Source organism: Cellulosimicrobium sp. CpK407 (assembly GCF_051844275.1).
GTDB lineage: Bacteria > Actinomycetota > Actinomycetes > Actinomycetales > Cellulomonadaceae > Cellulosimicrobium > Cellulosimicrobium cellulans_G.
Map to the genome: position 1 here is coordinate 61,661 of NZ_JBGNYC010000016.1, position 24,175 is coordinate 85,835.

The 24,175-nt window shown below is 74.5% G+C and carries 23 protein-coding genes and 1 tRNA gene; 11 read left to right on the top strand and 13 right to left on the bottom strand.

What is annotated here, in order from left to right:
- Positions 1-75 precede the first annotated feature (75 nt).
- Together ABWU78_RS09395 and ABWU78_RS09400 are read right to left on the bottom strand one after the other, a co-directional pair.
- Positions 76-726: a LytR C-terminal domain-containing protein gene (locus ABWU78_RS09395; RefSeq protein WP_353708468.1), complete on the bottom strand. Its 651-nt coding sequence runs from the start codon at positions 724-726 to the stop codon at positions 76-78.
- Positions 727-805: 79 nt separating this feature from the next.
- Positions 806-1,126: a DUF3263 domain-containing protein gene (locus ABWU78_RS09400; RefSeq protein WP_253052634.1), complete on the bottom strand. Its 321-nt coding sequence runs from the start codon at positions 1,124-1,126 to the stop codon at positions 806-808.
- Positions 1,127-1,372: 246 nt separating this feature from the next.
- Between ABWU78_RS09400 and ABWU78_RS09405 the strand changes: the two genes are divergently transcribed.
- Complete coding sequence (locus tag ABWU78_RS09405; protein WP_253053649.1) at positions 1,373-2,029, top strand: uracil-DNA glycosylase; 657 nt, start codon at positions 1,373-1,375, stop codon at positions 2,027-2,029.
- A gap of 122 nt (positions 2,030-2,151) precedes the next feature.
- Positions 2,152-3,018: an SGNH/GDSL hydrolase family protein gene (locus tag ABWU78_RS09410; RefSeq protein WP_439158173.1), complete on the top strand. Its 867-nt coding sequence runs from the start codon at positions 2,152-2,154 to the stop codon at positions 3,016-3,018.
- Between the two features lie 149 nt (positions 3,019-3,167).
- Here the strand turns inward: ABWU78_RS09410 and ABWU78_RS09415 are convergent.
- The 4 genes from ABWU78_RS09415 to ABWU78_RS09430 form a co-directional block, all read right to left on the bottom strand.
- Positions 3,168-3,243: transfer RNA gene (locus ABWU78_RS09415), tRNA-Thr, on the bottom strand.
- A gap of 92 nt (positions 3,244-3,335) precedes the next feature.
- Positions 3,336-4,190, bottom strand: coding sequence for a DsbA family protein (locus tag ABWU78_RS09420; protein WP_253052632.1), 855 nt, complete (start codon positions 4,188-4,190; stop codon positions 3,336-3,338).
- A 103-nt stretch (positions 4,191-4,293) separates the two neighbouring features.
- Positions 4,294-4,869, bottom strand: coding sequence for a hypothetical protein (locus ABWU78_RS09425; RefSeq protein WP_439158174.1), 576 nt, complete (start codon positions 4,867-4,869; stop codon positions 4,294-4,296).
- A 75-nt stretch (positions 4,870-4,944) separates the two neighbouring features.
- Positions 4,945-6,666, bottom strand: a complete 1,722-nt coding sequence (locus ABWU78_RS09430; RefSeq protein WP_439158175.1) for a protein kinase domain-containing protein — start codon at positions 6,664-6,666, stop codon at positions 4,945-4,947.
- 161 nt (positions 6,667-6,827) lie between these two features.
- Between ABWU78_RS09430 and ABWU78_RS09435 the strand changes: the two genes are divergently transcribed.
- The 5 genes from ABWU78_RS09435 (at position 6,828) to ABWU78_RS09455 (ending at position 13,828) form a co-directional block, all read left to right on the top strand.
- The gene (locus ABWU78_RS09435) at positions 6,828-8,321 is read left to right on the top strand and encodes an alpha,alpha-trehalose-phosphate synthase (UDP-forming) (protein WP_253052626.1); all 1,494 of its coding nucleotides are present in this window, start codon (positions 6,828-6,830) and stop codon (positions 8,319-8,321) included.
- Entirely contained in the window at positions 8,318-9,184 is an 867-nt protein-coding gene (otsB, locus tag ABWU78_RS09440) for a trehalose-phosphatase (protein WP_439158176.1), read from the top strand. The genes ABWU78_RS09435 and otsB overlap by 4 nt, the downstream gene beginning before the upstream one ends.
- 250 nt (positions 9,185-9,434) lie before the next feature.
- The gene (locus ABWU78_RS09445) at positions 9,435-10,559 is read left to right on the top strand and encodes an ABC transporter ATP-binding protein (protein ID WP_253052622.1); all 1,125 of its coding nucleotides are present in this window, start codon (positions 9,435-9,437) and stop codon (positions 10,557-10,559) included.
- A 221-nt stretch (positions 10,560-10,780) separates the two neighbouring features.
- Positions 10,781-12,451: a discoidin domain-containing protein gene (locus tag ABWU78_RS09450; protein ID WP_253052620.1), complete on the top strand. Its 1,671-nt coding sequence runs from the start codon at positions 10,781-10,783 to the stop codon at positions 12,449-12,451.
- 111 nt (positions 12,452-12,562) lie between these two features.
- The gene (locus ABWU78_RS09455; protein ID WP_374614917.1) at positions 12,563-13,828 is read left to right on the top strand and encodes a DUF4032 domain-containing protein; all 1,266 of its coding nucleotides are present in this window, start codon (positions 12,563-12,565) and stop codon (positions 13,826-13,828) included.
- A gap of 57 nt (positions 13,829-13,885) precedes the next feature.
- Here the strand turns inward: ABWU78_RS09455 and rlmB are convergent, their stop codons facing one another.
- The 3 genes from rlmB to ABWU78_RS09470 form a co-directional block, all read right to left on the bottom strand.
- Entirely contained in the window at positions 13,886-14,905 is a 1,020-nt protein-coding gene (gene rlmB / locus ABWU78_RS09460) for a 23S rRNA (guanosine(2251)-2'-O)-methyltransferase RlmB (protein WP_439158177.1), read from the bottom strand.
- Positions 14,906-15,135: 230 nt separating this feature from the next.
- Positions 15,136-16,566, bottom strand: coding sequence for a cysteine--tRNA ligase (gene cysS / locus ABWU78_RS09465; protein WP_253052616.1), 1,431 nt, complete (start codon positions 16,564-16,566; stop codon positions 15,136-15,138).
- Positions 16,567-16,657: 91 nt separating this feature from the next.
- Positions 16,658-17,938, bottom strand: coding sequence for an alanine racemase (locus ABWU78_RS09470; protein ID WP_439158178.1), 1,281 nt, complete (start codon positions 17,936-17,938; stop codon positions 16,658-16,660).
- A gap of 44 nt (positions 17,939-17,982) precedes the next feature.
- On the opposite strand from ABWU78_RS09470, the gene ABWU78_RS09475 reads away from it, so the two are divergent.
- Positions 17,983-19,404 carry a D-arabinono-1,4-lactone oxidase gene (locus ABWU78_RS09475; RefSeq protein ID WP_439158179.1) on the top strand — a complete coding sequence of 474 codons (1,422 nt, stop codon included), beginning with the start codon at positions 17,983-17,985 and terminating at the stop codon, positions 19,402-19,404.
- Positions 19,405-19,432: 28 nt separating this feature from the next.
- Here the strand turns inward: ABWU78_RS09475 and ABWU78_RS09480 are convergent, their stop codons facing one another.
- Positions 19,433-20,071 carry a TetR/AcrR family transcriptional regulator gene (locus tag ABWU78_RS09480; protein ID WP_253052610.1) on the bottom strand — a complete coding sequence of 213 codons (639 nt, stop codon included), beginning with the start codon at positions 20,069-20,071 and terminating at the stop codon, positions 19,433-19,435.
- A gap of 164 nt (positions 20,072-20,235) precedes the next feature.
- On the opposite strand from ABWU78_RS09480, the gene ABWU78_RS09485 reads away from it, so the two are divergent.
- A complete protein-coding gene (locus ABWU78_RS09485; protein WP_439158180.1) occupies positions 20,236-20,814 on the top strand; it encodes an LpqN/LpqT family lipoprotein in 579 nt (192 codons plus the stop codon).
- A gap of 2 nt (positions 20,815-20,816) precedes the next feature.
- Here the strand turns inward: ABWU78_RS09485 and ispF are convergent, their stop codons facing one another.
- The 3 genes from ispF to ABWU78_RS09500 all read right to left on the bottom strand — a co-directional run bounded on the left by ispF (position 20,817) and on the right by ABWU78_RS09500 (position 22,716).
- Entirely contained in the window at positions 20,817-21,362 is a 546-nt protein-coding gene (gene ispF / locus ABWU78_RS09490; protein WP_439158181.1) for a 2-C-methyl-D-erythritol 2,4-cyclodiphosphate synthase, read from the bottom strand.
- Positions 21,359-22,138, bottom strand: a complete 780-nt coding sequence (locus ABWU78_RS09495) for an IspD/TarI family cytidylyltransferase (protein ID WP_439158182.1) — start codon at positions 22,136-22,138, stop codon at positions 21,359-21,361. Before ABWU78_RS09495 ends, ispF begins: the two co-directional genes overlap by 4 nt.
- A 95-nt stretch (positions 22,139-22,233) precedes the next feature.
- Positions 22,234-22,716: a CarD family transcriptional regulator gene (locus tag ABWU78_RS09500; protein ID WP_024841917.1), complete on the bottom strand. Its 483-nt coding sequence runs from the start codon at positions 22,714-22,716 to the stop codon at positions 22,234-22,236.
- 409 nt (positions 22,717-23,125) lie between these two features.
- Between ABWU78_RS09500 and ABWU78_RS09505 the strand changes: the two genes are divergently transcribed.
- Both ABWU78_RS09505 and ABWU78_RS09510 read left to right on the top strand, forming a co-directional pair.
- The gene (locus ABWU78_RS09505) at positions 23,126-23,536 is read left to right on the top strand and encodes a hypothetical protein (protein WP_439158183.1); all 411 of its coding nucleotides are present in this window, start codon (positions 23,126-23,128) and stop codon (positions 23,534-23,536) included.
- Between the two features lie 108 nt (positions 23,537-23,644).
- Positions 23,645-24,172: a septum formation family protein gene (locus ABWU78_RS09510; RefSeq protein WP_253052600.1), complete on the top strand. Its 528-nt coding sequence runs from the start codon at positions 23,645-23,647 to the stop codon at positions 24,170-24,172.
- Positions 24,173-24,175 lie beyond the last annotated feature (3 nt).

A 24,175-nucleotide genomic window follows, 5' to 3' on the forward strand; every position in this document is an offset into this window, starting at 1 on the left:
CAGGCAGATGGCGAGGTGAACGAGCAGGTCACACCGGTGCCACCACGACAGCAGGGAGAGCAGACCGCGCCGTCGTCAGCCGACGGGCGTGAGCTCCGACTTGACGATGACCACCACGTCACCGGCCCGGAGAGTCTGCTGGCTCACCTGCTCGGCCGGGATCCCGAGGATCGCCGCCACGGCGGCGGCGCTGTCGCTGCGGTCCTCGCCGTACCAGACCGTGGTTGCTGCGATCTCGTCCGGGTCGCCCTCGTAGTCCGCAGCCTCGACGTTCGTGAACCCCTGGCTCGTGAGCGCGTCGCGGCCCTTCCCTGCCTCACCGCCGATGCCGCTGGCGTTGAGCACCCGGACGCTGGCCGACGGGTCGGCGGCAGCCATGAGCGTCGCGAGGTCGGGCGCCGCGGGAGTCTCGTCGGCGGGGGGCTCCTCCGCCGCGGGGGGCTCCTCCGTCGCGGGAGGCTCCTCGGTCTCGTCGGCAGGAGGCGCCTCGGTCTCCTCCGCGGCGGGGTCGGTCGACTGCGCCTGCGGCGGGTTCTCGGTCGCCCCGTTGTCCGACAGCAGCGCGACGCCCCCGTAGGCGAGACCGGCGAAGACGACGGCGACCAGCAGGAACGGCCACGTCTTGCTCCACCCGCTGCGCGGCGTGCGGTGCACCCCGACGGGCGCACCCTGCTGCGCGGGCGCGTCGAACTCGTCGGGCGCGTAGGGGTAGCGGCTCTTCGTCACGGCGACAGGGTAGCCCGGTCAGGCCCGTTGGCTAAACGCCCAGTTCGCCCGGACTTCACGGGCGACGGCGGTCCGCACGTCAGAGGCCTTCGAGCCGGCGGGCCGTGCGAGCCCGCTGCCTGGTGGAACGCATCCGGCGCAGGCGCTTGACGAGCATCGGGTCGTGCGCGAGCGCCGCCGGGGAGTCGATGAGCGCGTTGAGCACCTGGTAGTAGCGCGTCGCCGTCATGTCGAACAGCTCGCGCACCGCCTGCTCCTTGGCGCCCGAGTACTTCCACCACTGCCGCTCGAACGCCAGGATCTCCTGGTCGCGCTCGCTCAGGCCCGACGACGGGGCCTCCTGGACGGTCGGGTCGCCGACCGCGTCGGGTCCGTCGAGCACGTACGCCGCCTCGCTCATCGTTCCCTCCCTGCACTCTCTCGTCACGGGACCTGCGCACCTCGGTGCGCGCGGCCGCCTCTCAGCGTACGCACGAACCACACGAGTGTCATTCGTCCTCGCCGGAGGCGTGACGGGGCGCTCCGGGCGGCCGATAGGCTCGGTGCCGTGGAGAGCGCACCCGCCCAGCCCGTCGACGTCGCCCCGGGCAGCACCCCGGCCGTCACCGGACCGACGCCGAGCCCCCGCCCCCCGCTCGCGAGCATCATGGCGCCCGACTGGGCCGAGGCCCTCGCGCCCGTCGAGCCGCAGCTCCACGCGCTCGGGGACTTCCTGCGCGCGGAGGTCGCGGCCGGGCGCGAGTACCTGCCCGCGCCGTCGGCGATCCTCAACGCGTTCTCGCGGCCCCTCGCGGACGTGCGCGTCCTCGTCGTCGGGCAGGACCCCTACCCCACCCCGGGGCACCCCATGGGACTGTCGTTCTCCGTGCAGCCGCACGTGCGGCCGGTGCCGCGATCGCTCCAGAACATCTTCGCCGAGCTCGCCGACGACGTCGGGGCCCCCACGCCCGCGAACGGCGACCTCACCGCGTGGAGCGACCAGGGAGTCATGCTCCTCAACAGGGTGCTCACCGTCCGTCCGGGCGAGCCCGGATCGCACCGCGGCCAGGGCTGGGAGACCGTGACGGAGGCCGCGATCCGCGCGCTCGTCGCCCGCGACGCCCCGCTCGTCGCGATCCTGTGGGGTCGCGACGCCGCCACGCTGCGCCCGATGCTCGGCGACACCCCCGTCGTCGCGAGCGCCCACCCCAGCCCGCTCTCGGCCCGCCGGGGCTTCTTCGGCTCCCGCCCGTTCTCCCGCGTCAACGAGCTCCTCGTCGCCCAGGGCGCCGCCCCGGTCGTCTGGACCCTCCCCACGACCTGACCCCACCCCGCCGAGCAGGTGGTCCTGGCCCGTCCTCGTCGCGTGACGCGCCGACATCGCCTGCTCGACCCGCCGGGGTGCCTGGTCGACGGGGCATGGTGCGGCGGGAGCAGAATGGGCGGGTGACGACGCAGAACCCGACGACCACTCCCCTGGCCGGTGACGCCTCCGACGTCCCTCGACCCGACGCACCGCCCCGCTGGTCGAGCTACCTCGCGATCGGCGACTCGTTCACCGAAGGGCTGTGGGACCCGTACCCCGGCGAGGAGGACCACCAGCGCGGCTGGGCCGACCTCCTCGCGCAGCACCTCGCCGCGCGGCGCGTCGCGGCAGGCGAGGAGCCGCTGCGGTACGCCAACCTCGCGATCCGCGGGCGCAAGCTGCGCTCGATCCTCACCGAGCAGGTCCCCGCGGCGCTCGAGCTCAAGCCGGACCTCGTGAGCCTCGTGGGCGGCGGGAACGACATCCTGCGGCCGAACGCCGACGTGGACCGCCTCGCGCGCAACCTCGAGCACGCGGTGGCACGCCTGCGCGGGGCGGGGATCGAGGTGCTCATGGCGACCGGTTTCGACGCGTCGCAGTCGCCGCTCGTGAGCCTCACGCGCCCGCGCGTCGGGGTGTACAACGCGCACGTCTGGTCGATCGCACGGCGGCAGGGCGCGTACGTGCTCGACCTCTGGGGCATGCGCGCGCTCCAGGACTGGCGGGTGTGGTCGGAGGACCGCATCCACCTGACGCCCGAGGGGCACCGGCGGGTCGCGCAGGCGGCGCTCGTCGGGCTGGGCCAGGCGCCCGACGACGCGGCGTGGGACGACCCGCTCGCACCCCTGCCGCCGGTCCCGGCGCTGGACCGGGCCCGGCAGAACGCGCAGTGGGTGCGCACCCACGTCGTGCCGTGGGCCCAGCGCCGCCTCCGCGGGACGTCGTCGGGCGACGGGCGGCTCCCGAAGGCGCCCGAGCTCCTCCCGGTCCCGCTCGCCGACCGCTGAGCGGTGCGGACCGCCGAACGCGCACGAGATCGGCGGTGTCTGCCGAGATCGGCGGTCGCGACTGCCGATCCGGGCAGAAGCTGCCGATCTCACGGAGCGCGCCGACACGACGACGCCCCCGGTTCCGCACGGAACCGGGGGCGTCGTGGTGGAGCCGCCTGTCGGGTTCGAACCGACGACCTTTCGCTTACAAGGCGAGTGCTCTACCAGCTGAGCTAAGGCGGCGCGCCCGGGCTGCCGGGCGAGCGAACAGACTACCTGCTCGCCCGACGGCCGGGGACCGGGGCCGACGCCGCTCGCGGCGCCGGCCCGCGAGGTCAGCCCTGCGCGGCCGTGACGGCGGCGGAGAGCGCGTTCGGGTCGCTCCAGTTGCCGTCCCAGCGCTTGCCGTCGATCGTGATCGTCGGCGTGCCGAAGCCGCCCGACTGCGGGTTGGCGAGCGCCTCGTCCTGGGTGACGAGGCTCGTCGCGGTGGCGGCCCAGTCGCCGAACGTCTCGACCGCGGTCCCGTCGGCGATGCCCGCGGCGACGTCGGCCGGGACGCCGGCCTGCTCGGCGAGGTCCGCGATCTGCTCGTCGGTGAGCGTCTCCTTGTTCTCCTCCGGCTGGTTCTGGAACATGATCGCGTTGAACGCGTTCATCTGCTCCGGCGCGCGGTCCGCGATCCACGCGGCGGCCGCCGCGGAGCGGGTCGAGAACTGCTGCGCGTTCGCCATGCGGTCGAGGATCGCGACGGGGTGCAGCACGACGGTCACGTCGCCCGACTCGCGGAGCTGGTCGAGCGTCGGGCCGTTCGTCTCCTCGAACTGGCCGCAGATGGGGCACATGTAGTCGAGGTACACGCCGACCTCGACCGCGCCGTCGTTCTCCGTCCCGGCGGTGCCGTCGGCGCCGAGGGGGATGCCCCCGTCGTCGCGCGCGGTGGACGGACTGGTCACGTCGGCGAGGTTGCCGGCCGCGACGGCGTCGATCGTCTTGTTCTGGTCCTTCATGGCCGGGATCCACACGGCGAGGAACACGCCGACGAGGACGAGGACGCCCGCGACGAGCGCTCCGATCGTGATGAGGCGGTTCCGCTTGTCGCGCTTGGCCTGCGCCTCGCGCAGCGCGAGGGCCTCCGCGCGCGCGGCCTCGCGGCGCTGGGCCTTGGTCTGGGCTTCGTTGCTGGGCATGGTCGTCCTCCGAGGGAGTTCCGAGAGCTGGGGATGTGTCGGGGTGCGCGCCGACGGGGGTCGCGCTGGGCCGTGCGTCCGACGGCGTCGTCAGACGGCGGCGTCAGACCAGGGCGAGCCGCGGCGGCCCGCGCCGCGTGCGCACCACCGCGTCCGCGAGGTGGTGCAGCGCGGCGGGGACGGCGTCGGGCACCGGGCGGACGACCCGCCGGGCACCCGTCACGAGCGCGCCCACCGGGCGCGCGGCGCCCCGCAGGACGGTGCGCAGCACGCGCGCCGCGCCGCTCACGACGGCCCGTGAGCGCTCGTGGGCGCGCCGCGCCCACGCCGAGACGCCCCACGCGACGGCCGCGGCCACCGCGTGGGCGACCACGACGGGGAGCGCGAGCACGCCCACCACGGTGACCATGGCGGCGGGGTCGCCGCCGAGCGCGGTACCGGACGGGCAGTCGGGGGTCTCGTGGACGAGCGCGAGGTGCATCCCGGCGACGCCCCACGCCCCCGGCACCGTGACGCACTGGTGCACGACGGCGTACCCGCGGTCGGCGAGCTGCGTCACCAGGGCGGCGAGGAGCGTGAGGAGCAGGAGGGCGGGGCCGAGGAACCGGCCGGTCACGGGCACGACGGACGTGCGCGTCACGCCGCGCGACCACGCGCGCGGCACCGTCGTCCGGAGCACGGCGCCCATCCTACGCATGCGTGCTGGTAGCGGGCTGGGAACGTCCAGGACGGGTCGGTCGACCTGGCCGGGCGCTCAGCGCAGCGACGGGGGCCCGGGGAACGGCCACCACGTCACCTCGGGGTCGCCGGCGAGGAGGACGACGCACAGGATCGTGAGGGCGAGCCCGAGTCCCGCGAGGACCAGGGTCCCGGTGCGGCCCGGGGCGAGCCGCGCGAGCGCGGTCCGCGTCCCGTAGCGCGTGAGGTGGGTCAGCGGCCCGGACCACGCGAGCACGACGGCCGCGAACGACGCGAGTCCCAGGACCACGGTCGTGACGACCGGCGAGTTGCCGCCGTCCGTGCCCTCGACGACGACCCAGCGGTCGGACTCCAGCAGCCACCACCCGGCCACGACGACGAGCACCCCCGCGCAGGCCGCGACGAGCAGCGACGGGAGCGCCCCGACCGTGGCGCGCACGACGTACCAGGGCGAGGCCGCGACGGCCCGCACCGTGTCCCGGGGCGAGACGCCGCGCCGCTCGCGCCGTGCGTGCAGCGACTCCGTCGTCACCCCGACGACGCGCGCGAGGACGACCAGCACGGAGAGCACGACGAACGCGACGCCCGGGTGCAGCATCCCGAGGAGGACGAGCGGGGCCGCGAGGAGGAGCAGCGCGGTGCGGCGCGCGGCGGGCACGGGCCGCACGTAGAGCGGCTCGCCGTCCTCCCCGACGGGCGGGGCCCCGAGGTCGTCCAGAAGGTCGTGGCCCGTCGGCACGGCCATGGTGCGGCCGTCGTTGACCTGGGACTGCGAGGTGGGCAGGGGCGGTGGCACGACCTGCGCCCGGCCGGTCCACGCCTGGGCGCCGGTGCCGCCCGGGACGACGGCGACCGGCGGCACGACCTGCGTGGGACCGGTGGGCGGCCCGACGACCTGGGTCGCGGGGGCCGCGTCGCCCGTGTCGGCGGCGTGCCGCAGGGCGGCGACGACCTCCGTCGGGCCGAGCCGCTGCGCGGGGTCCGCGTGCAGGGCCCCGGCGAGCACGCGGGCCGTGACCGGCCCGAGGCCGGCGAGGTCGGGCCGCCCGCTGCGGGCACGGGCCAGGACGACGTCGGTCGGTCGCACCCCGAACGGGGCCCGGCCCGTCGCGGCGTAGGCGAGGAGCGCGGCCCAGCCCCACCAGTCGCTCCCGACGCCCGGGGCGGCGCCCTCGAGCAGCTCGGGCGCGAGGTAGCCCGGCGTCCCCATGACGAGGCCGGTCGACGTGACGCGCGCGTCCTCCAGGCCCTGCGCGATGCCGAAGTCGATGAGCACCGGGCCGCGCGAGGAGACCATGACGTTGCTCGGCTTGAGGTCGCGGTGCACGACGCCGGCCGCGTGCACGGACTCGAGCGCGGCGGCGAGCTGGTCGGCGAGCTCGTAGAGGTCCCACGGGTCGAGCGGGCCGCCCTCGGCGACCTCGTCCTCGAGGGTCGGGCCGTCGACGAGCTCGGTGACGATGAACGCGTCGGGTCCGTCGAGCTCGACGTCGAGGATCTGCGCGACGGCGGGGTGGCGCAGGCGCTGCAGGGCGAGCGCCTCGCGCCGCAGCCGCTCGCGTCCCTGGGCCGCGGCGTCGAGGTCGACGTGCGCGTGCAGGAGCTTGATCGCGACGAGGTTCCCGCCGCCGTCGTGCGCGCTGTGGACGGTGCCCATGGCGCCCGACCCGAGCCGCGAGCCGATGAGGTAGCCCCCGACCTCGCTCCCCGGTGCGGGCCCGCGCGCCGGGCCGCCCGGGGCGGTCCGCGCGTCGACGCGCTGCGTGGGCTCCTCCATGGTGACAAGGTAGCGGCAGCGGGCCGGTCGTCGCCTTCCGGACGGGCCCGGCCGACCTGGTGGGCGGGTCGGCCCGGGACGGACGTCCCGTCCGCGCGCCGGGCGGCACGACTACCCTGGGTCGCCCAGGCGCGATCCATCGAAGCTCAAGGAGAAGTCCATTGACAGGCAAAGACGGATTCGATCTCGTCGTGGTGGCCAACCGGCTGCCCGTGGACTTCACGGTCGGACCCGGCGGCCACGTCGAGTGGAACCGCTCGCCCGGCGGTCTCGTCACGGCGCTCGAGCCGGTCATGCAGGCGTCCGACGGCGCCTGGGTCGGATGGTCCGGCGCGCCCGACCTCGCGAGCGACCCGTTCGACGCCGACGACATGCGGCTCGTGCCCGTCACCCTCTCCGCGGACGAGATCGAGCGCTACTACGAGGGCTTCTCCAACGACACGCTCTGGCCGCTGTACCACGACGTCATCTCGCCGCCCACGTACCACCGCACGTGGTGGGAGGCGTACCGCCGCGTCAACCAGCGCTTCGCCGACGCCGCGGTCGCGCAGGTGTCGCCGGGCGGCGTCGTGTGGGTGCACGACTACCAGCTCCAGCTCGTGCCGCAGATGATCCGCGCCCAGCGCCCCGACGTGCGGATCGGGTTCTTCAACCACATCCCCTTCCCGCCGCTCGAGCTGTTCCAGCAGCTCCCGTGGCGCCGGCAGGTGCTCGACGGCCTCCTCGGCGCGGACCTCGTGGGCTTCCAGCGCGCGGGCGACGCCGCGAACTTCATCCGTGCGGTGCGGCGGCTGCGCGCCCACACGACGCGCGGGCCGATCATCACGGTCCCGGGCGAGGACGGGCGCGACCGCCACGTCCGCGCTGCCGCGTTCCCCATCTCGATCGACTCGCGCCGGTTCGACGAGCTCGCCCGCACGCCCGAGGTCCAGCAGCGCTCGCGCGAGATCCGCGCCGACCTCGGCGACCCGGACGTCATGATGCTCGGCGTCGACCGCCTCGACTACACCAAGGGCATCCGGCACCGCATCAAGGCGTACGGCGAGCTGCTGCAGGACGGGCGCCTCGACGTCGAGCACGCCACGCTCGTCCAGGTCGCGAGCCCGAGCCGCGAGAACGTCGACGCCTATCAGGAGCTGCGCGAGCACGTCGAGGGCGCGGTCGGGCGGATCAACGGCGAGTACGCGGAGATCGGGCACGCCGCGATCCACTACCTGCACCACTCCTACCCGCCCGAGGAGATGGCCGCGCTGTACCTCGCGGCGGACGTCATGCTCGTCACCTCGCTGCGCGACGGCATGAACCTCGTCGCCAAGGAGTACGTCGCCGCCCGCTCGGACGACCGCGGCGTGCTGGTCCTCTCGGAGTTCACGGGCGCCGCGGACGAGCTCTCCTCCGGCGCGCTCCTCGTCAACCCGCACGACATCGACGGGATGAAGGACATCATCGTGGCGGCCGCGCACATGGACCACCGCGAGCAGCGCAAGCGCATGCGCCGCCTGCGGCGCAAGGTCCTCAACGACGACGTCGCGAAGTGGTCGGAGTCGTTCCTGGGGGTCCTCACGGCCATGCCCTCGCGCGTGCCGCACCGGCGGCCCGACGACGCGGGCCAGGACGGCGCGCAGGCCGACCTCGCCGCGGGGGCCGGCGCGTGACCCGGCCCGACGACGTCGCCTCGCAGCCGGTGACGCCGCCCGGTCCCGTCGCCGAGGCCGCGCGCGCGTTCGCGGCGGACGGCGGCGACGCCCCGCACCCCCGGCTCGTCGCGCTCGACTTCGACGGGACCCTCGCGCCGCTCGTCGACGACCCGCACGCGGCACGCATGGCGCCCGCCGCACGGGCCGCCGTCGACCGCCTCGGGGCGGTCCTCGCCGGGACGACGACGCGCCTCGCCCTGGTCTCCGGGCGCCACCTCGCGGACCTCGCCGAGCGCAGCCGGCCACCCGTCGGGACCTTCCTCGTGGGCAGCCACGGCGCCGAGACGGGCGTCGCCACGCCCGCGGGGGTCGAGGCCGTCCCCGTGGAGCTCACCCGGGACCAGGCGGACCTCCTCGACGCGCTGCGCGCGGGGTTCGCCGACGCGGTCGCGGGGCGCGAGGGGGCCTGGGTGCAGGACAAGCCGAGCGCCGCCGTCCTGCACACGCGGCTCGCGTCCGCGGCGGACACGCGCGCCGCCGAGGACGCCGCGGACGCGGTGGCCGAGCGCCTCGGGCTGCACGCGATGCACGGCAAGGACGTGGTCGAGGTCGCCGTCGTCGAGACGTCGAAGGGCGAGGCGGTGGACCGGCTGCGGGACGTCGTCGGGCACGACGCCGGGCTCCCGGACGCGCGGACGCGCGTGCTGTACGCCGGGGACGACACGACGGACGAGACCGCGTTCGCCGTGCTCGGCCCGGGCGACCTCGGGGTCAAGGTGGGCGACGGCGAGACGCTCGCGGCGCAGCGGGTGCCGGACGCGGACGCGCTGGCCGCGGTGCTCGACCTGCTCGCCGACCTGCTGGGGCGCCCGGAGGCCTGAGCGCCCCGGCCCGGGGCACCACGAAACCGCTACCCGATCGTGACCGGCCCTGTGACGAAGCACTCAGAACCGGGAGTAGTATCGGGTCCACGATGACGTCGGGTCCCCTGCTCGGGTAAGAGGGGGTCCGACTTCTTCTGTGTCGTCGAAGACACGCTCGTCCGCCATCGCGAACAGCTACGTCGACGTGGCACGTCACTGCACAACGGATCGTCCGGCACGTACCTGCCGGTGGAGGGATGTACCAGTCATGGCTACGGTCACCTACGACCACGCAACCCGGCTCTACCCCGGGACCGAGCGTCCCGCCGTGGACCAGCTCAACCTGCACATCGAGGACGGCGAGTTCCTCGTCCTCGTCGGCCCCTCGGGCTGCGGCAAGTCGACCTCGCTCCGCATGCTCGCGGGCCTCGAGGACGTCAACGGCGGTCACATCTACATCGGCGACCGCGACGTCACGGACGTCCAGCCGAAGGACCGCGACATCGCGATGGTGTTCCAGAACTACGCGCTGTACCCGCACATGTCCGTCGCGGACAACATGGGCTTCGCGCTGAAGATCGCCGGCACGCCGAAGGCGGAGATCCGCCAGCGCGTCGAGGAGGCCGCGAAGATCCTCGACCTCACGGAGTACCTCGACCGCAAGCCGAAGGCGCTCTCCGGCGGTCAGCGCCAGCGCGTCGCCATGGGCCGTGCGATCGTCCGCCAGCCGCAGGTGTTCCTCATGGACGAGCCGCTGTCGAACCTCGACGCCAAGCTCCGCGTCCAGACCCGTACGCAGATCGCGTCGCTCCAGCGTCGTCTCGGCGTCACGACCGTCTACGTCACGCACGACCAGACCGAGGCCCTCACCATGGGCGACCGCATCGCGGTCCTCAAGGACGGTCTGCTCCAGCAGGTCGGCACGCCGCGCGAGATGTACGACACGCCGGCCAACGTCTTCGTCGCGGGCTTCATCGGCTCGCCGGCGATGAACATCGGCACGTTCGTGGTCAAGAACGGCGTCGCCGAGGTCGGCCCGGCCCGCATCGCGCTCGAGCGCGAGACGGCCGCGAAGATCACCGAGGCGGACAACGGCAAGGTCACCATCGGCTTCCGCCCCGAGTCGCTCGACGTCGTGTCGCAGGCGAACGAGGCCGCGTTCCCGGTCGAGGTGAACATCGTCGAGGAGCTCGGCTCCGACGCGTTCGTCTACGGCACGCTCAAGGGCGACCTGGCCGCGCAGGCCGACGTCCACTCGGGCGCCGGCGACAACCAGGTCATCGTCCGCGTCGACCCGCGCAACGTCCCGGCCAAGGGCGAGCGCATCTACGTGACGATCCGCCCGGGTCACTCGCACGTCTTCGGCGCGGCGTCGGGCCAGCGCATCAGCTGACACCCGTCACGCCGCACCGCCGAAGGGCGGGTTCTCCCCGAGGGGAGGGCCCGCCCTTCGTCGTCTCGCGGGGGTGCGCTGCGCGAGGCACGGCGCCGCCCGTGGGCGGCGCGGCTCGCCCTTGACAGGGTCATGGCCGACCACAAGACTACTTTTGCACACGTGACATCAGAAGTCGCATGTTCGTCAGCCAAATCGACAACGCTGTCAATTGGAGCCTCATGCAGATCTCCCACCCTTCGTCCCGCGCCCGGCGCCTCGGCGCCGCGCTCACGGGCGGCGCGCTCGTGGCGGGCACGTTCGCCGCGGCCCCCGCCGTCGCGACCCCGTCAGCCGAGACCAGCCCACCGACCACCCTCGCCGCGGCCGAGACGTGCGGCCCGGACGACGGGCTCCCCGACTCCAAGATCTCCATCCAGCTCTACACCCACGTCGGTGAGCTCGGGGGCTCGGGGACGCCGTCCGCCGAGACGATCGACCGCGTGCTCGGGGAGGTGGCCGACGCGGGCTTCACCAACGTCGAGCCGTACAACCAGCCCTACTCGATGCCCGTCGAGGAGTACCGGGCGATCCTCGACAAGTACGGTCTCGAGGTGTCGTCCAGCCACGGCAGCACGGACTGGGGCTCGTGGCCCCAGACCGTCGCGTACGCCGTCGCGCTCGATCAGGACTACATCGGGACCGGCGGGATGGCCGGCGGCTACGGCACCTACGACGAGGCGGTCGCGACCGCGGCCTACGTCAACCAGCTCGGCCAGTACGCGCACGAGAACGGCGCGAACAAGATCGTGCTGCACAACCACCAGAGCGAGTTCACCACGCGGTACCCCGACCCGGTCACCGGCGAGATGGTCAGCGCGTGGGAGGTCATCGAGGAGAACACCGACCCGCGCTACGTCACGTTCGAGCTCGACGTCGGCTGGGCGGCCGACGCCGGCCTCGACGTCCCCGCGTGGATCGAGGAGCACGGGGACCGCATCGAGCTGCTGCACATCAAGGACGCCGTGAACGTGAACGCGCCGGGCGACATGCGGCAGGTCGCCCTCGGGCGGGGCGACCTGGACCTCCCGGCCATCATCGCCGCGGCCGAGCCGTACGTGCAGTACTACACCTACGAGTGGGACTGGGCGCCGTCGTTCGAGACGTCCGCGGAGTCCTACCGCTACCTCCGCTGCTTCGAGTCCGAGGGCGGGGGCGGGAACGAGGGCGACGAGTCGCTCGCCCTGGGCCGCCCCGTGACGGCCTCCAGCATCGACGAGGCCGGCCACGAGGCCGAGAAGGCGGTCGACGGCAACGCCGGCACCCGCTGGAGCAGCGCGTGGAGCGACCCGGAGTGGATCGCGGTGGACCTCGGCGCGAGCTACGACCTCAGCCAGGTCGTCATCGACTGGGAGACCGCGTACGGGTCGGGGTACGAGGTCCAGACCTCGCCGGACGGCGAGACCTGGACCACGGTGCACACCGTCGCCGACGGTGACGGCGGGTACGACGAGCTGGACGTCTCCGGCACCGGCCGGTACGTGCGCCTCTACCTCACCGAGCGCGCGACGCAGTGGGGCTTCTCGCTCTACGAGCTCGAGGTCTACGGCACCCCGAGCGGGCAGCTCGACCTCGACGTCACGGTGCAGCCCCGGTGCCTCGCCGGCCAGGCGTACCTCGCGGTCCGCGCGGCGAACGGCGAGGACTCGCCGGTCGACGTGACCCTCGCGACGGCCTACGGCACCCGCGAGTTCGCCGACGTCGCCCCGGGCACGAACGCGTACCAGTCGTTCGCGGTGCGCTCGGCCTCGGTCGAGAGCGGGTCGGTGACCGTGACGGGCACCGCGACGGTCGACGGCGAGGACGTCACCTCGACGTTCGACGTCGACCACGACGCGCTCGCCTGCTCCTGATCTCCTCCCGTCCCTCGGTGCGGGGCGCGTCCGACCTCACGGGTCGGGCGCGCCCCGCCCGGCGAGCCGAGCACCGGAAGCACCGCGACCGCACGGCCCCTCGCGTCGACCATGGACAATGGACCCGTGACGGTGCACAACCTGCAGATCACCGCGTCGGCCCCCGACCCGGCTCTCCTCGACCTGCCCTGGGACATCCCGCTCGAGGAGTGGCCGGCCGAGACCCTCGCGGCGCTGCCGCGCGGTATCTCCCGGCACATCGTGCGGTTCGTGCGCCTCTCGGGGCGCGTCATCGCCATCAAGGAGATCGGCGAGACGGTCGCCTACCGGGAGTACGAGCTGCTCCGCCAGCTCCGCCGGCTCGAGGTGCCGAGCGTCGTCCCGGTGGGGGTCATCACCGGGCGCCAGGACGCGAACGGCGAGCGGCTCGAGGCCGTCCTCATCACGGAGCACCTGCAGTTCTCGCTCCCCTACCGCGCGCTGTTCAGCCAGTCGCTGCGCCCGGACACGGCGACGCGCCTCATCGACGCGCTCGCCGTGCTGCTCGTGCGCCTGCACCTGGTCGGCTTCTACTGGGGCGACGTGTCGCTGTCGAACACGCTGTTCCGGCGCGACGCCGAGACCTTCGCGGCGTTCCTCGTGGACGCGGAGACGGGTGACCTGCACCGCGAGCTCTCCCCCGGCCAGCGCTCGTACGACGTCGACCTCGCGCGCACGAACATCATCGGCGAGCTCATGGACCTCTCCGCGGGCGAGCTGCTCGACGAGGACGTGGACGAGGTCGCGATCGGCGACGCGCTCGTGGCGCGCTACGAGGAGCTGTGGGCCGCGCTGACGACGTCCGAGTCGTTCGACGCGAACGAGCGGTGGCGCGTCGCGGCCCGCATCGAGCACCTCAACAACCTCGGCTTCGACGTCGACGAGCTCGCGATCACGACCGACATCGACGGCACGACCGTCCAGATCCAGCCCAAGGTCGTCGACGCGGGGCACCACTCGCGGCGTCTGCTGCGCCTCACGGGCCTCGACGTGCAGGAGAACCAGGCGCGCCGCCTGCTCAACGACCTCGACTCGTTCCGCGCGGCGGCGGAGCGGCAGAACGACGACGAGGAGTTCGTCGCCCACGACTGGCTCAGCGGCGTGTTCGAGCCCACGATCCAGGCCGTGCCGCGGAACCTGCGCCGCAAGCTCGAGCCGGCGCAGCTCTTCCACGAGATCCTCGACCACCGCTGGTTCATCTCCGAGCGCGCGGGCCGCGACGTCCCCATGGCGGAGGCGACGCAGTCGTACGTCGAGAACGTCCTGCGCCACCGCCCGGACGAGAAGGCGATCCTCGGCCTCGCCCCGGGCGAGAAGGACCCCGAGTACTACGGCTGAGACCAGTCAGCGCCCCACGGGTCCAGGACCGGTGGGGCGCCGACAGGTCGAGGGACGTCAGGCCTCGCGGCGCAGGCGCGCGACCTCGTAGAGCGAGATGCCCGTCGCGACGGCGGCGTTGAGCGACTCGGTGTCCGACCCGATGGGGATGGACGCGACGACGTCGCACGCCTCGCGCACGAGGCGCGAGAGCCCCTTGCCCTCGGACCCGGCGACGACGACGAGCGGCTCGGTCGCGAGCTGGAGGTCGCCGATCGCCGTCTCCCCGCCGGCGTCGAGACCGACGACGAAGCAGCCCGCCTTCTTGAGCTCACCGAGGGCGCGGACCAGGTTGGTCGCGCGCGCGACGGGCACCCGGGCGGCCGCGCCGGCCGAGACCTTCCACGCGGACGCCGTGACGCCCGCGGCGCGCCGCTCGGGGACGAGCACGCCGTGCGCCCCGAACGCGCCCGCCGAGCGCAGCACGGCGCCCAGGTTGCGGGGGTCGGTCACGCCGTCGAGCGCGACGACCAGCGGCGGACGACCCGTCGCCTCGGCCGCGTCGAGCAGGTCGTCGACGTCGGCGTACTCGTACGGCGGCACCTTGATCGCGACGCCCTGGTGGACGGCGCCGTCGGTGAGGCGGTCGAGCTCCGGCTTGCCGACCTCGAGGAGGTCGTAGCCGCGGCCCGCGACGATGTCGACGATCTCGCGGGTCCGGTCGTCGGCGTCGAGGCGTGACGCGAGGTAGACGACCTCGACGGGGATGCGCGCGCGCAGCGCCTCGAGCACGGAGTTGCGCCCCGCGACGACCTCCTGCACCGAGCCGCGCCCCTTCGGCCCGCCGCCCCGGGAGGCTCCGCCCTTGGCTCCGCCCTTGGCTCCGCCACCCCGCGAGGCGCCCCCGCGCCCGGTCGCCACGCGCTTCTCCTCGGCGACCTTGCGCTTGTGCGCCGCGTGGTAGACGCGGTCCTCGGCCTTCGGCGTCGGCCCGCGGCCCTCGAGGCCCTTGCGCCGCTGCCCGCCGGAGCCGACGGTCGCGCCCTTCTTGCTGCCGGGCTTGCGGGTCGCGCCGCGTCGTTGTGAGTTGCCAGCCATGGGAGTACCCGTCGTGTCGTGGTCAGGTCGGTCGGTGTCGGTCAGGCGGATCGACACCGGTCCGGTCGGTCAGGTCGGTCGGTTCGTGCGAGCGGGCGCCGGTGCGCCACCGGGTCCAGTGTCCCTCAGACACCCCGCCGAGGGAGAGCCGTGGTCCACCGAGGGAGAGGCCTGGTCACGACCACGCCTCTCCCTCGTGGTACCCAGCCTCCACCTCGCGGGGACGGTCGTCAGGCGAGGGTCCAGCGCGCGCCGTCGGCCGAGTCCTCGACCGCGACGCCGGCCGCGGCGAGTCGGTCGCGGATCGCGTCGGCGGTCGCGAAGTCGCGCGCCGCGCGCGCCTCGGCGCGTGCCGCGAGCTCCGCGCCCACGACGGCGTCGAGCACCGCCGCGTAGCGCGAGTCCCCGCGGTCGGCCCACTGGGCGTCGGCCGGGTCGAGGCCCAGGACGTCGAGCATCGCCCGCACCGCGACGAGGTGGTGCCGCGCGACGGCGTCCGCGGCCGTCGTGCGGTCGGCGAGCGCCGCGTTCCCCGCCCGCAGGTGCTCGTGCACGACGGCGAGCGCCGCGGGCACGTTGAGGTCGTCGTCCATGGCCGCGGTGAACGCGGTCGGCAGCTCGGCCTCGGTCACGTCGCCGACGTCGCCCACGCGCTCGGTCGCGCGCTCGACGAACCCGGCGAGCCGCTCCCACGTGGCCTCGGCCTCGACGACCGTCGCGGGCGTCCACTCGAGCATCGAGCGGTACTGCACGGAGGCGAGGGCGTAGCGCAGCACGGCCGGGCTCGTGGTCGCGAGGACCTCGCGCACGAGCAGCCCGTTGCCGAGCGACTTGCTCATCTTGGCGCCGCCCTGCGTGACCCACGCGCTGTGCAGCCAGTGCCGCGCGAACCCGTAGCCCGCGGCGCGCGACTGCGCCTGCTCGTTCTCGTGGTGCGGGAAGCGCAGGTCGAGCCCGCCGCCGTGGATGTCGAACGTGTCGCCGAGGTACCGGCGCGCCATCGCGGAGCACTCGAGGTGCCAGCCGGGGCGCCCGCGACCGAACGGCGTGGGCCACGACGCCGTCTCGGGCTCGCCCTCCTTGGGCGCCTTCCACAGCGCGAAGTCGCGCGGGTCGCGCTTGGCGGCGGCCTCCTCCGCGTCCGCGGGGACGTCGTCGGGCACGGGGTTGAGGTCCTCGAGGTGCTGGTTGGTCAGGGAGCCGTACTCGGACCAGGACCGCACGTCGAACCACACGTCGCCAGGGCCGGTCGTGTACGCGTGGCCGCGCTCCACGAGGCGCTCCATGAGCTCGACCATGTCCGGCACGTGCCCGGTCGCGCGCGGCTCGTACGTGGGCGGCAGGACGCCCAGCGCGTCGTACGCGGCGGTGAACGCACGCTCGTACGTCGCGGCCCAGGCCCACCACGGCTCGCCCGCGTCGGCGGACTTCACGAGGATCTTGTCGTCGATGTCGGTGACGTTGCGGATGAGCGTCACGCGCGACCCGCCGCGCCGCAGCCAGCGCACGAGCACGTCGAACGCGACGGCCGAGCGCATGTGGCCGATGTGGGGTGCCGCCTGGACGGTCGCGCCACACAGGTAGATGCCGACCTCGCCCGGAGTCAGGGGCACGAAGTCGCGCACGTCCCGCGTGGCGGTGTCGAACAGGCGAAGAGTCACGTCCGCAAGGGTACCGGGGACGCACCACCACGGCCGAAGCGGCACGGGCAGGTCTCGCGGCCGATCCCGGTGCAGCCCCGACCGGCGCCGGTCAGCCGAAGTTCTTGCCCTCGCCGCGGTACGTGGGCACGACGTCGACCACCTCGTCCCCGCGCACGAGGTGCACGCGGTCGAACCGCTCCATCGCCTCCCCCGCCTTGCCGTGCCGGAACCAGACGCGGTCGCCCACGCCCAGCTCCGGGGCGCCCGCGACGCCCCGGGTCCGGTGCAGCGGCGTCTGGACCTCGCCCGCGCCCTCGCGCCCCGTGAGCGACCAGCCGGGCGTCGCGACGCGCGGCAGCCGGCTGCGCGACGCGGGGCCGGACGCGACGTACCCGCCGCCGAACGCGGTCGCCCACCCGGGCGCGGGGACGCGCACCACGTCGAGGCCGAAGAACGCCGAGGGGCGCGGACGGAAGGAGCGGTACTCGTCGAACAGCCCGGGCACGTAGAGCCCCGACCCCGCGGTGACCTCCGTGACGACGCCGTCCGCGGACGACGTCTCGAGCGACCCGGTGCCGCCGGAGTTCACGAGCTCGAAGTCGTGCCCGACGACGTCGCGCACCGCGGCGACGACCTCGCCCCGGCGCTCGCCCAGCTCGAGCACCGAGAGCCGCTTGACCGCACGGACGGCGAGGCTCGAGTCGGGCATGCCCGCGACCTGCGCCTCGTAGAACATCAGGCCGCGCAGCGAGAGCCCGGGCGTCGAGACGACCCGGGCGGCGAGCGACGCGACGTCCGGGGGGTCGTGCAGCGGCGAGCGCCGCGTGCCGAGGTGGACCGTGACGAGCCCGAGCCCGACCCGCAGCGAGGCGTCCACGTCGAGGCACACGCGCACGGGCGGCGCGTCGCCCGTGCCCGCCTCCGCGAGCGCGTGCCGCACGAGCTCGAGGTGCGCCGCGTCGTCGACCATGAGCGTGATCTCGCGCCGCCCGGCCTCGTGCCGCGCCAGCGCCGCGAGCGCGCCGCGGTCCACGGACGGGTATCCCACGAGGACGTCGCGGACGCCCGCGTCGACGAGCCACAGCGCCTCGCGGACCGAGAACGCCATGACGCCCCGGAAGCCGCGCTCGCCGGCGCGCGTCACGAGCGAGCGGACGCGGACCGACTTCGACGCGACGCGCACGGGCACGCCTCCGGCGCGGGCCAGGAGCTCGTCGGCGTTGGCGTCGAACCGGTCGAGGTCGACGACGGCGAGCGGACCGTCGAGGTCCGCGGTGGCGCGCGTCAACCGGGCGAGCAGCGACGGCGTCGCCCCGCGCTCGTCCCCGGCAGGGTCGGCCGTCCCCGTCCTCGTCCCCGAGCCCGGTCCGGGCGCCGCGTCGGTCGTCATGGGGAGAACGTACGCCACGCGGGGAGCGTGAGACAGTACGACCTGTGAGCAGCGACGACGCCCTCTCCTGGACCAACTGGGCCCGCACGGCCTCCGCGACCCCGCGCCGCCGGGCCTCCCCGCGCGACGAGGCGGAGCTGGGGCGGCTCGTCGCCGGGGCGGCCGCCGAGGGGATGCGGGTGCGCGCCGTCGGGGCGGGCCACTCGTTCACCCCCGCGGCCGTCACCGACGGGCTCCTGCTCGACCTGGACCGCATCGGGCTCGTCGAGCGCATCACCCGCGGCACGGGCGCGCCCGGTGGGGCCGACGCCGACGCGATCCTCGTGACCGTGGGGGCGGGCATCCGCCTGCACCGGCTCAACGAGGCCCTCGCGGCCGCGGGCCTGGCCATGCGCAACCTCGGCGACATCGACCGGCAGTCGATCGCCGGCGCGATCTCGACGGGCACGCACGGGACCGGCGCCGGGCTCGGCGGGCTCGCCACCCAGGTGCGCGGCGTCCGCGTCGTCGGGGCCGACGGCGAGGTCCGCGAGGCGTCCGCGACGCAGGACCCCGACCTCTTCGAGGTGAGCCGCCTGGGGCTCGGCGTCACGGGCGTCCTGTCCGCGGTGACGCTCGAGGTCGTGCCGGCGTTCCTGCTCCACGCGCAGGAGGAGCCGTGGCCGCTGGACCGCGTGCTGGAGGGCCTCGGCACGCCGGACGACCCCGACGGGCTCGTCGGGGGCAACGACCACTTCGAGTTCTACTGGTTCCCCCACACGCGTCGGGCGCTGACCAAGCGCAACAACCGGCTCGCCCCCGACGACGAGGCGGCGGAGCTCGAGCGGCTGCGGACGTCCGGCCCCGGGCCCGTCGCGCGGGCGCGCACGTGGGTCGACGAGGAGCTGTTGTCGAACGGCGCGTTCGAGCTCGTCAACCGGCTCGCCACTGCGGTGCCGCGCGTGACCCCGCGGCTCAACGCCGTCTCGGCCCGTGCGCTCGCGCCGCGGACCTACGTCGCGCCGTCGCACCAGGTCTTCGTCACCTCGCGCCGCGTCCGGTTCCGCGAGATGGAGTACGCGGTGCCGCGCGAGCGCCTGGTCGACGTCCTGGCGAGCATCGACGGCTGGCTGAACCGGTCCGGCGAGCACGTGCCCTTCCCCGTCGAGGTCCGGTTCGCGGCGCCCGACGACGTCTGGCTGTCCACCGCGCACGGTCGCGAGACCGCGTACGTGGCGGTGCACCAGTACGCCCGGCTGCCGCACGCGCGGTACTTCGACGCCGTCGAGCGCATCGTCGCCGAGGTCGGGGGTCGTCCCCACTGGGGCAAGCTGCACGGGCTCGACGCCGAACGGTTCCGCGAGCTCTACCCCCGGTTCGACGACGCCGTGGCGGTCCGCGACGCGGCGGACCCCGACGGGGTCTTCGCGAACGCGTACACGGACCGGGTGCTCGGGCGTGCGCCGGGAGCGGCCGCGCGCGGCTGACCGCTCGCGCGGCCGACGGGCGCGGCGGTCAGGCGACGGGCTCCGGGCCGTGCTCGCGCACGGGCGACCCGTCCGGTCGGACCATGAGCGACAGCACGTACTCGGCGAGCGCGTGGAAGCTGCGGACCGCGGTCTCGTCGTCCTGCTCGACGAGCCAGGCGATCTCGATGCCGTCGATGTACCCGGCGACGATGCGCGAGAGGAAGCCCATGTCCATCGAGTAGGTGACGTTCCCGCGCTCGGCGACGTTCTCGAGGAATCCGCGGGTCATCGCCCACGTCTGCTCCAGGTGCGTGTGCGCCACGGAGCGCAGCGCGCGGCTGCGCACGCCCGCCGTCGCGAACTCGAACGTGAGGAGGCGCATGTGCCGGCGCGGCGTGAGCCCGCTCCACAGGCCGTCGGCAGCGGCGTGCGCGAGCTCCACGACGTCGCCGTCGACGTCGAGGGCGGCGCGCACCGGCTCGGACGCGACGAGCGCGAGGCTGTTGCCCATCGCCTGGAGGAGCTCGTCCTTGTCCTCGAAGCAGTAGTGCACGACGCCGAGAGAGACGCCGGCCTCGGCCGCGACGCCACGGATCGTGACGGCCTCGACGCCCTCGCGGACGGCGATGGTCATCGCCGCGTCGACGAGCTGGGCCCGGCGTTCTTCGACGGACATTCGGTTCATGTGCGATTCATCCCATGTGTCGTTCTTGGGAAAGTCAAACACATCGATGCGCTCTCAGCGATCGTAGTGTCTGCTCGTGGGCCTGGCACCCGGGACGCCGGAAGGCGAGAATGGCGAGCCGGGCCCACCCAGCCCGTCATGCCCGCTCCCGACGAAGGACGACCGTGCCCCGACCGCGCCACCCCCGCACCTCCTGGACCGCCGCGCCCCTCGTGGTCCCGGTGACCGCGGTGCTCGTCCTCACGGGCTGCGGCGGTCCCGCGGACACCGGGGGCGACGACGTGCCGGTCACCTACGACGTCCCCGAGGTCCCGGTCCAGGTCACCGCTCCCCCGGGCTGGGAGCGCGTCACCCGCGACGGGGCGTTCGTGCTGCGCGCGCCGAGCGGGACGGGCCCGGAGGAGTTCCGGGCGAACGTCGTCGTGACGGGCGAGCAGTCCACGTCGACGCTGGAGCAGGCCGGCGCCGCGACCGCGGCGGCCGTCAGCGCGATCCCCGGCTGGGCCCCGGGCGTCGACGGCCAGGGCCCGACGACCCTCGGCGAGCTCCCCGCCTTCCGGGTCGCGGGCACGTACGAGACGGCCGGGGCCGTCGTCGCGCAGGAGATCGTGGCGGTCCGGACCGGCGACGGGCCGGACGCCTGGGTCGTCGACCTCACGGCCTCGTACGCCGAGGCCGACGCCGACGGCGCCGCGCAGGCGCGTGCCGTCCTCGAGAGCGTGCAGCTCGCCCCCACGGGCTGACGTCACGCGGACGTCCCGACGGCGACGACGAGGGCCGTCGCGACGGCCGCGACGCCCTCCCCGCGGCCCGTGAGTCCCAGACCGTCGGTCGTCGTGGCCGTGAGCGTCACCGGGGCTCCCGCGGCCGCCCCGAGGGCCGCCTCCGCCTCGGCGCGGCGGGGCCCGAGGCGCGGTCGGTTGCCGATGACCTGGACGGCCACGTTCCCGATCTCGAACCCCGCGGCCCGGACCCGGCGGGCCGCCTCGGCGAGGAGGCGCGACCCGCTCGCCCCGGCCCACTCGGGCGCGCTCGTGCCGAAGTTCGACCCCAGGTCGCCGAGCCCCGTCGCCGAGAACAGCGCGTCCGCGGCGGCGTGCGCGGCGACGTCCGCGTCCGAGTGCCCGGCGAGGCCGCGCTCGCCCGGCCAGAGCAGCCCGCCGAGCCACAGCTCGCGCTCCTCGCCCTCGGGGGCGAACGCATGCACGTCGACGCCGACCCCCGTGCGCGGCAGCGGGGCCACGGGGGCGCGGCGCGGCGCGACCTCGGCGTGCTCGGCGGGGGTCGTCATCGGTCCTCCCGGAGGGTCAGCGCGGCGACGCGCAGGTCGTGGGCGGTGGTGATCTTGGCGGCGGCGGCGTCTCCGGGCACGACGTGGACGGGGAGCCCGAGCGCCTCGACGAGTCCGGCGTCGTCGGTCGCGGCGGACCGCTCGTCGTCCGCCCGGTGGGTCGCGGCCTCGTGCGCCCGGACCAGGAGCGCCCGGTCGAACCCCTGCGGGGTCTGCACCGCGCGCAGGGCCGCCCGGTCCACGGTCTCGGTGACGGGTTCCGCGCGGGACGGGTCGCCCGCCCGTGCGGCCGTCACGCGCTTGATCGTGTCCGTGACCGGCAGCCCCGGGACGACGGCGCCGTGGCCCGCCCGTACGGCCTCGACGACGCGGCGGACGAGCGCGGGCGGCGCGAGCGGTCGCGCCGCGTCGTGGACGAGCACGACGTCGACCGCGGGCTGCGCGGGGGCCGAGCGCCCCCCGGTCCCGGCGTCGGGCGCGTCGGCGTCCAGGCCCGCGCGCAGGCCCGCGGCGACGGAGGCCTGGCGGGTGCCCGCGCCCTCGACGACCCGCACGGGCCGGTCGACCGCCGGGTCGTCCCGGAGCAGCGCCGCGACGTGCTCCCGCAGGCCGGGTGGTGCCGTGACCACGATCGCGTCGACCGCCCCCGATGCGCACAGCCGGCGCGCCGCCTGGACGACCAGGGGCAGGCCGTCGAGCTCGACGAGGGCCTTGGGCAGGTCGAGCCCGAGACGGGTCCCGGAGCCCGCGGCGGTGAGGACGGCAAGAGTCGGCACGGGCACACGCTACCGGGCACGACGACGGGGAGGGCGCCGTCCGCACGGACGGCGCCCTCCCCGGTGGTCTGTCGCTCGGGCCGAGGCCCGGGACGTCAGGAGGCCAGCACCTCGTCGAGGATGGCCTCGGCCTTCTCCTCCTCGGTGTGCTCGGCCAGCGCGAGCTCCGAGACGAGGATCTGCCGGGCCTTCGAGAGCATGCGCTTCTCGCCGGCCGAGAGGCCGCGGTCGGCGTCCCGGCGCGACAGGTCACGCACGACCTCCGCCACCTTGATCACGTCGCCCGACGCCAGCTTCTCGAGGTTCGCCTTGTACCGACGCGACCAGTTGGTCGGCTCCTCGGTGTAGGGTGCACGCAGCACCTCGAAAACGCGGTCGAGACCCTCCTGGCCGACGACGTCACGCACGCCGACGAGGTCGACGTTCTCGGCTGGGACTTCGATGGTCAGGTCGCCCTGCGCGACCTTGAGCTTGAGGTAGATCTTGTCCTCTCCGCGGATGGTGCGCGTCTTGATCTCCTCGATCAGTGCGGCTCCGTGGTGCGGGTAGACAACGGTCTCGCCTACTGTGAACGTCATCTGCAGATGTCCCCTTTCGCGGTGGTCCACCTTACCACGCGGAAGGCCGGAAATCCGAGCCCCTGGGCCCCTTGACAAGCGCCCCGGAGCAGCGTCTTCGCAGGTCAGCGCCGTGTCAGCGCGCCTCACGAACCTCGCCGAGCGGGCCACAGGGCCCCGCCGACCGCCGTCACGCGCGCCACGCGGGCGCGCGACCCCGCGTGACGCCGCTCACGCCACGCTCCCGGAGAGCCGGTTCCGGCCGCCCCGCCTCGCCCGACGCACTAGGCTGGGCGCGGAATCCAGTCCCCCCTCTCGCAGCCCTGGAGTGCACGTGACCCGCATCCCGACCCCCCGAGCAGCGACCCGTGCGGCGTCCCGAGCGACCGGCCGCGCACGCTACTGGGCCGTCCCCCTCGTGGTCGCGAGCGTGGCCGTCGCCTCCGCGTGCTCCCCCATCGAGACGAACCGCCCCTACTCGCCGTCGGACGGCCTGCGCGTCGACCTCACCGACGACCTGCGCGGCCTCAACCTCCTCGTCGTGAGCGCGGCCGACGGCGAGGCCGGCGCGCTCGTCGGGGCGTTCGCCAACGACTCGACCGAGGACGTGGAGTTCGACGTGACGCCGGAGGGCGGCGACCCGGTGACCATCCCCGTCGCCGCCGGGGAGACCGTCTACCTCGGGACCGAGGACGGGTTCGACGCGCAGATCGGCCGCGTCGACGCGGCCCCGGGCGGCGTGCTGCCCGTGACGGTCAGCGTGACCTCGGGCGAGGAGCAGGGCATGTCGCTGCCCGTCCTCGACGGCACCCTCGAGGAGTACGCGCACCTGCTGCCGTGACGTGCCGGCCCGGACCGGAAATGGGCTCGGGTCGTGTCACCGGTGGGCGCTAGCCTTCGCGTGCCGCCCTGACCGTCGTGGTCGGGGCACGTCCACGAAGGAATCCAGGTGACCCTGTCCCGCACCACCCGTCGGCCGCTCCTCCTCGTCGTGAGCGCCGTCGCCCTCGCCCTGACCGCCTCGGGCTGCGGCGCGATCCTCGACGAGCTCACCGGGCCGTCCGAGGCCCAGCGCGACGAGCCCGGCGGCGAGGTGACCGAGGCGTCGGACGCCGACGTCTTCTCGATCCAGGTCGGCGACTGCATCGTGACGTCGAAGCTGCCCGACGGCGAGAACGTCGAGTCCGTTCCCGTCGTCCCCTGCTCCGAGCCGCACGACGCCGAGGTCTACGCCGAGACCGAGCTCCCCGAGGGGGACTACCCCGGCGACGAGGCCGTCCAGGCGAGCGCCGAGGACTTCTGCCTCGGCGAGTTCGAGGCCTTCGTCGGCCTGTCCTACGACGAGTCCGCCTACTACTTCTGGCCCTTCACGCCGCGCGAGGAGGGCTGGAACACGGTCGACGACCGCGTGGTCCAGTGCGTCATCGACACCGACGGCACCGACGTCACGGGGTCGCTCCAGGGCTCGGCGTCCTGACCC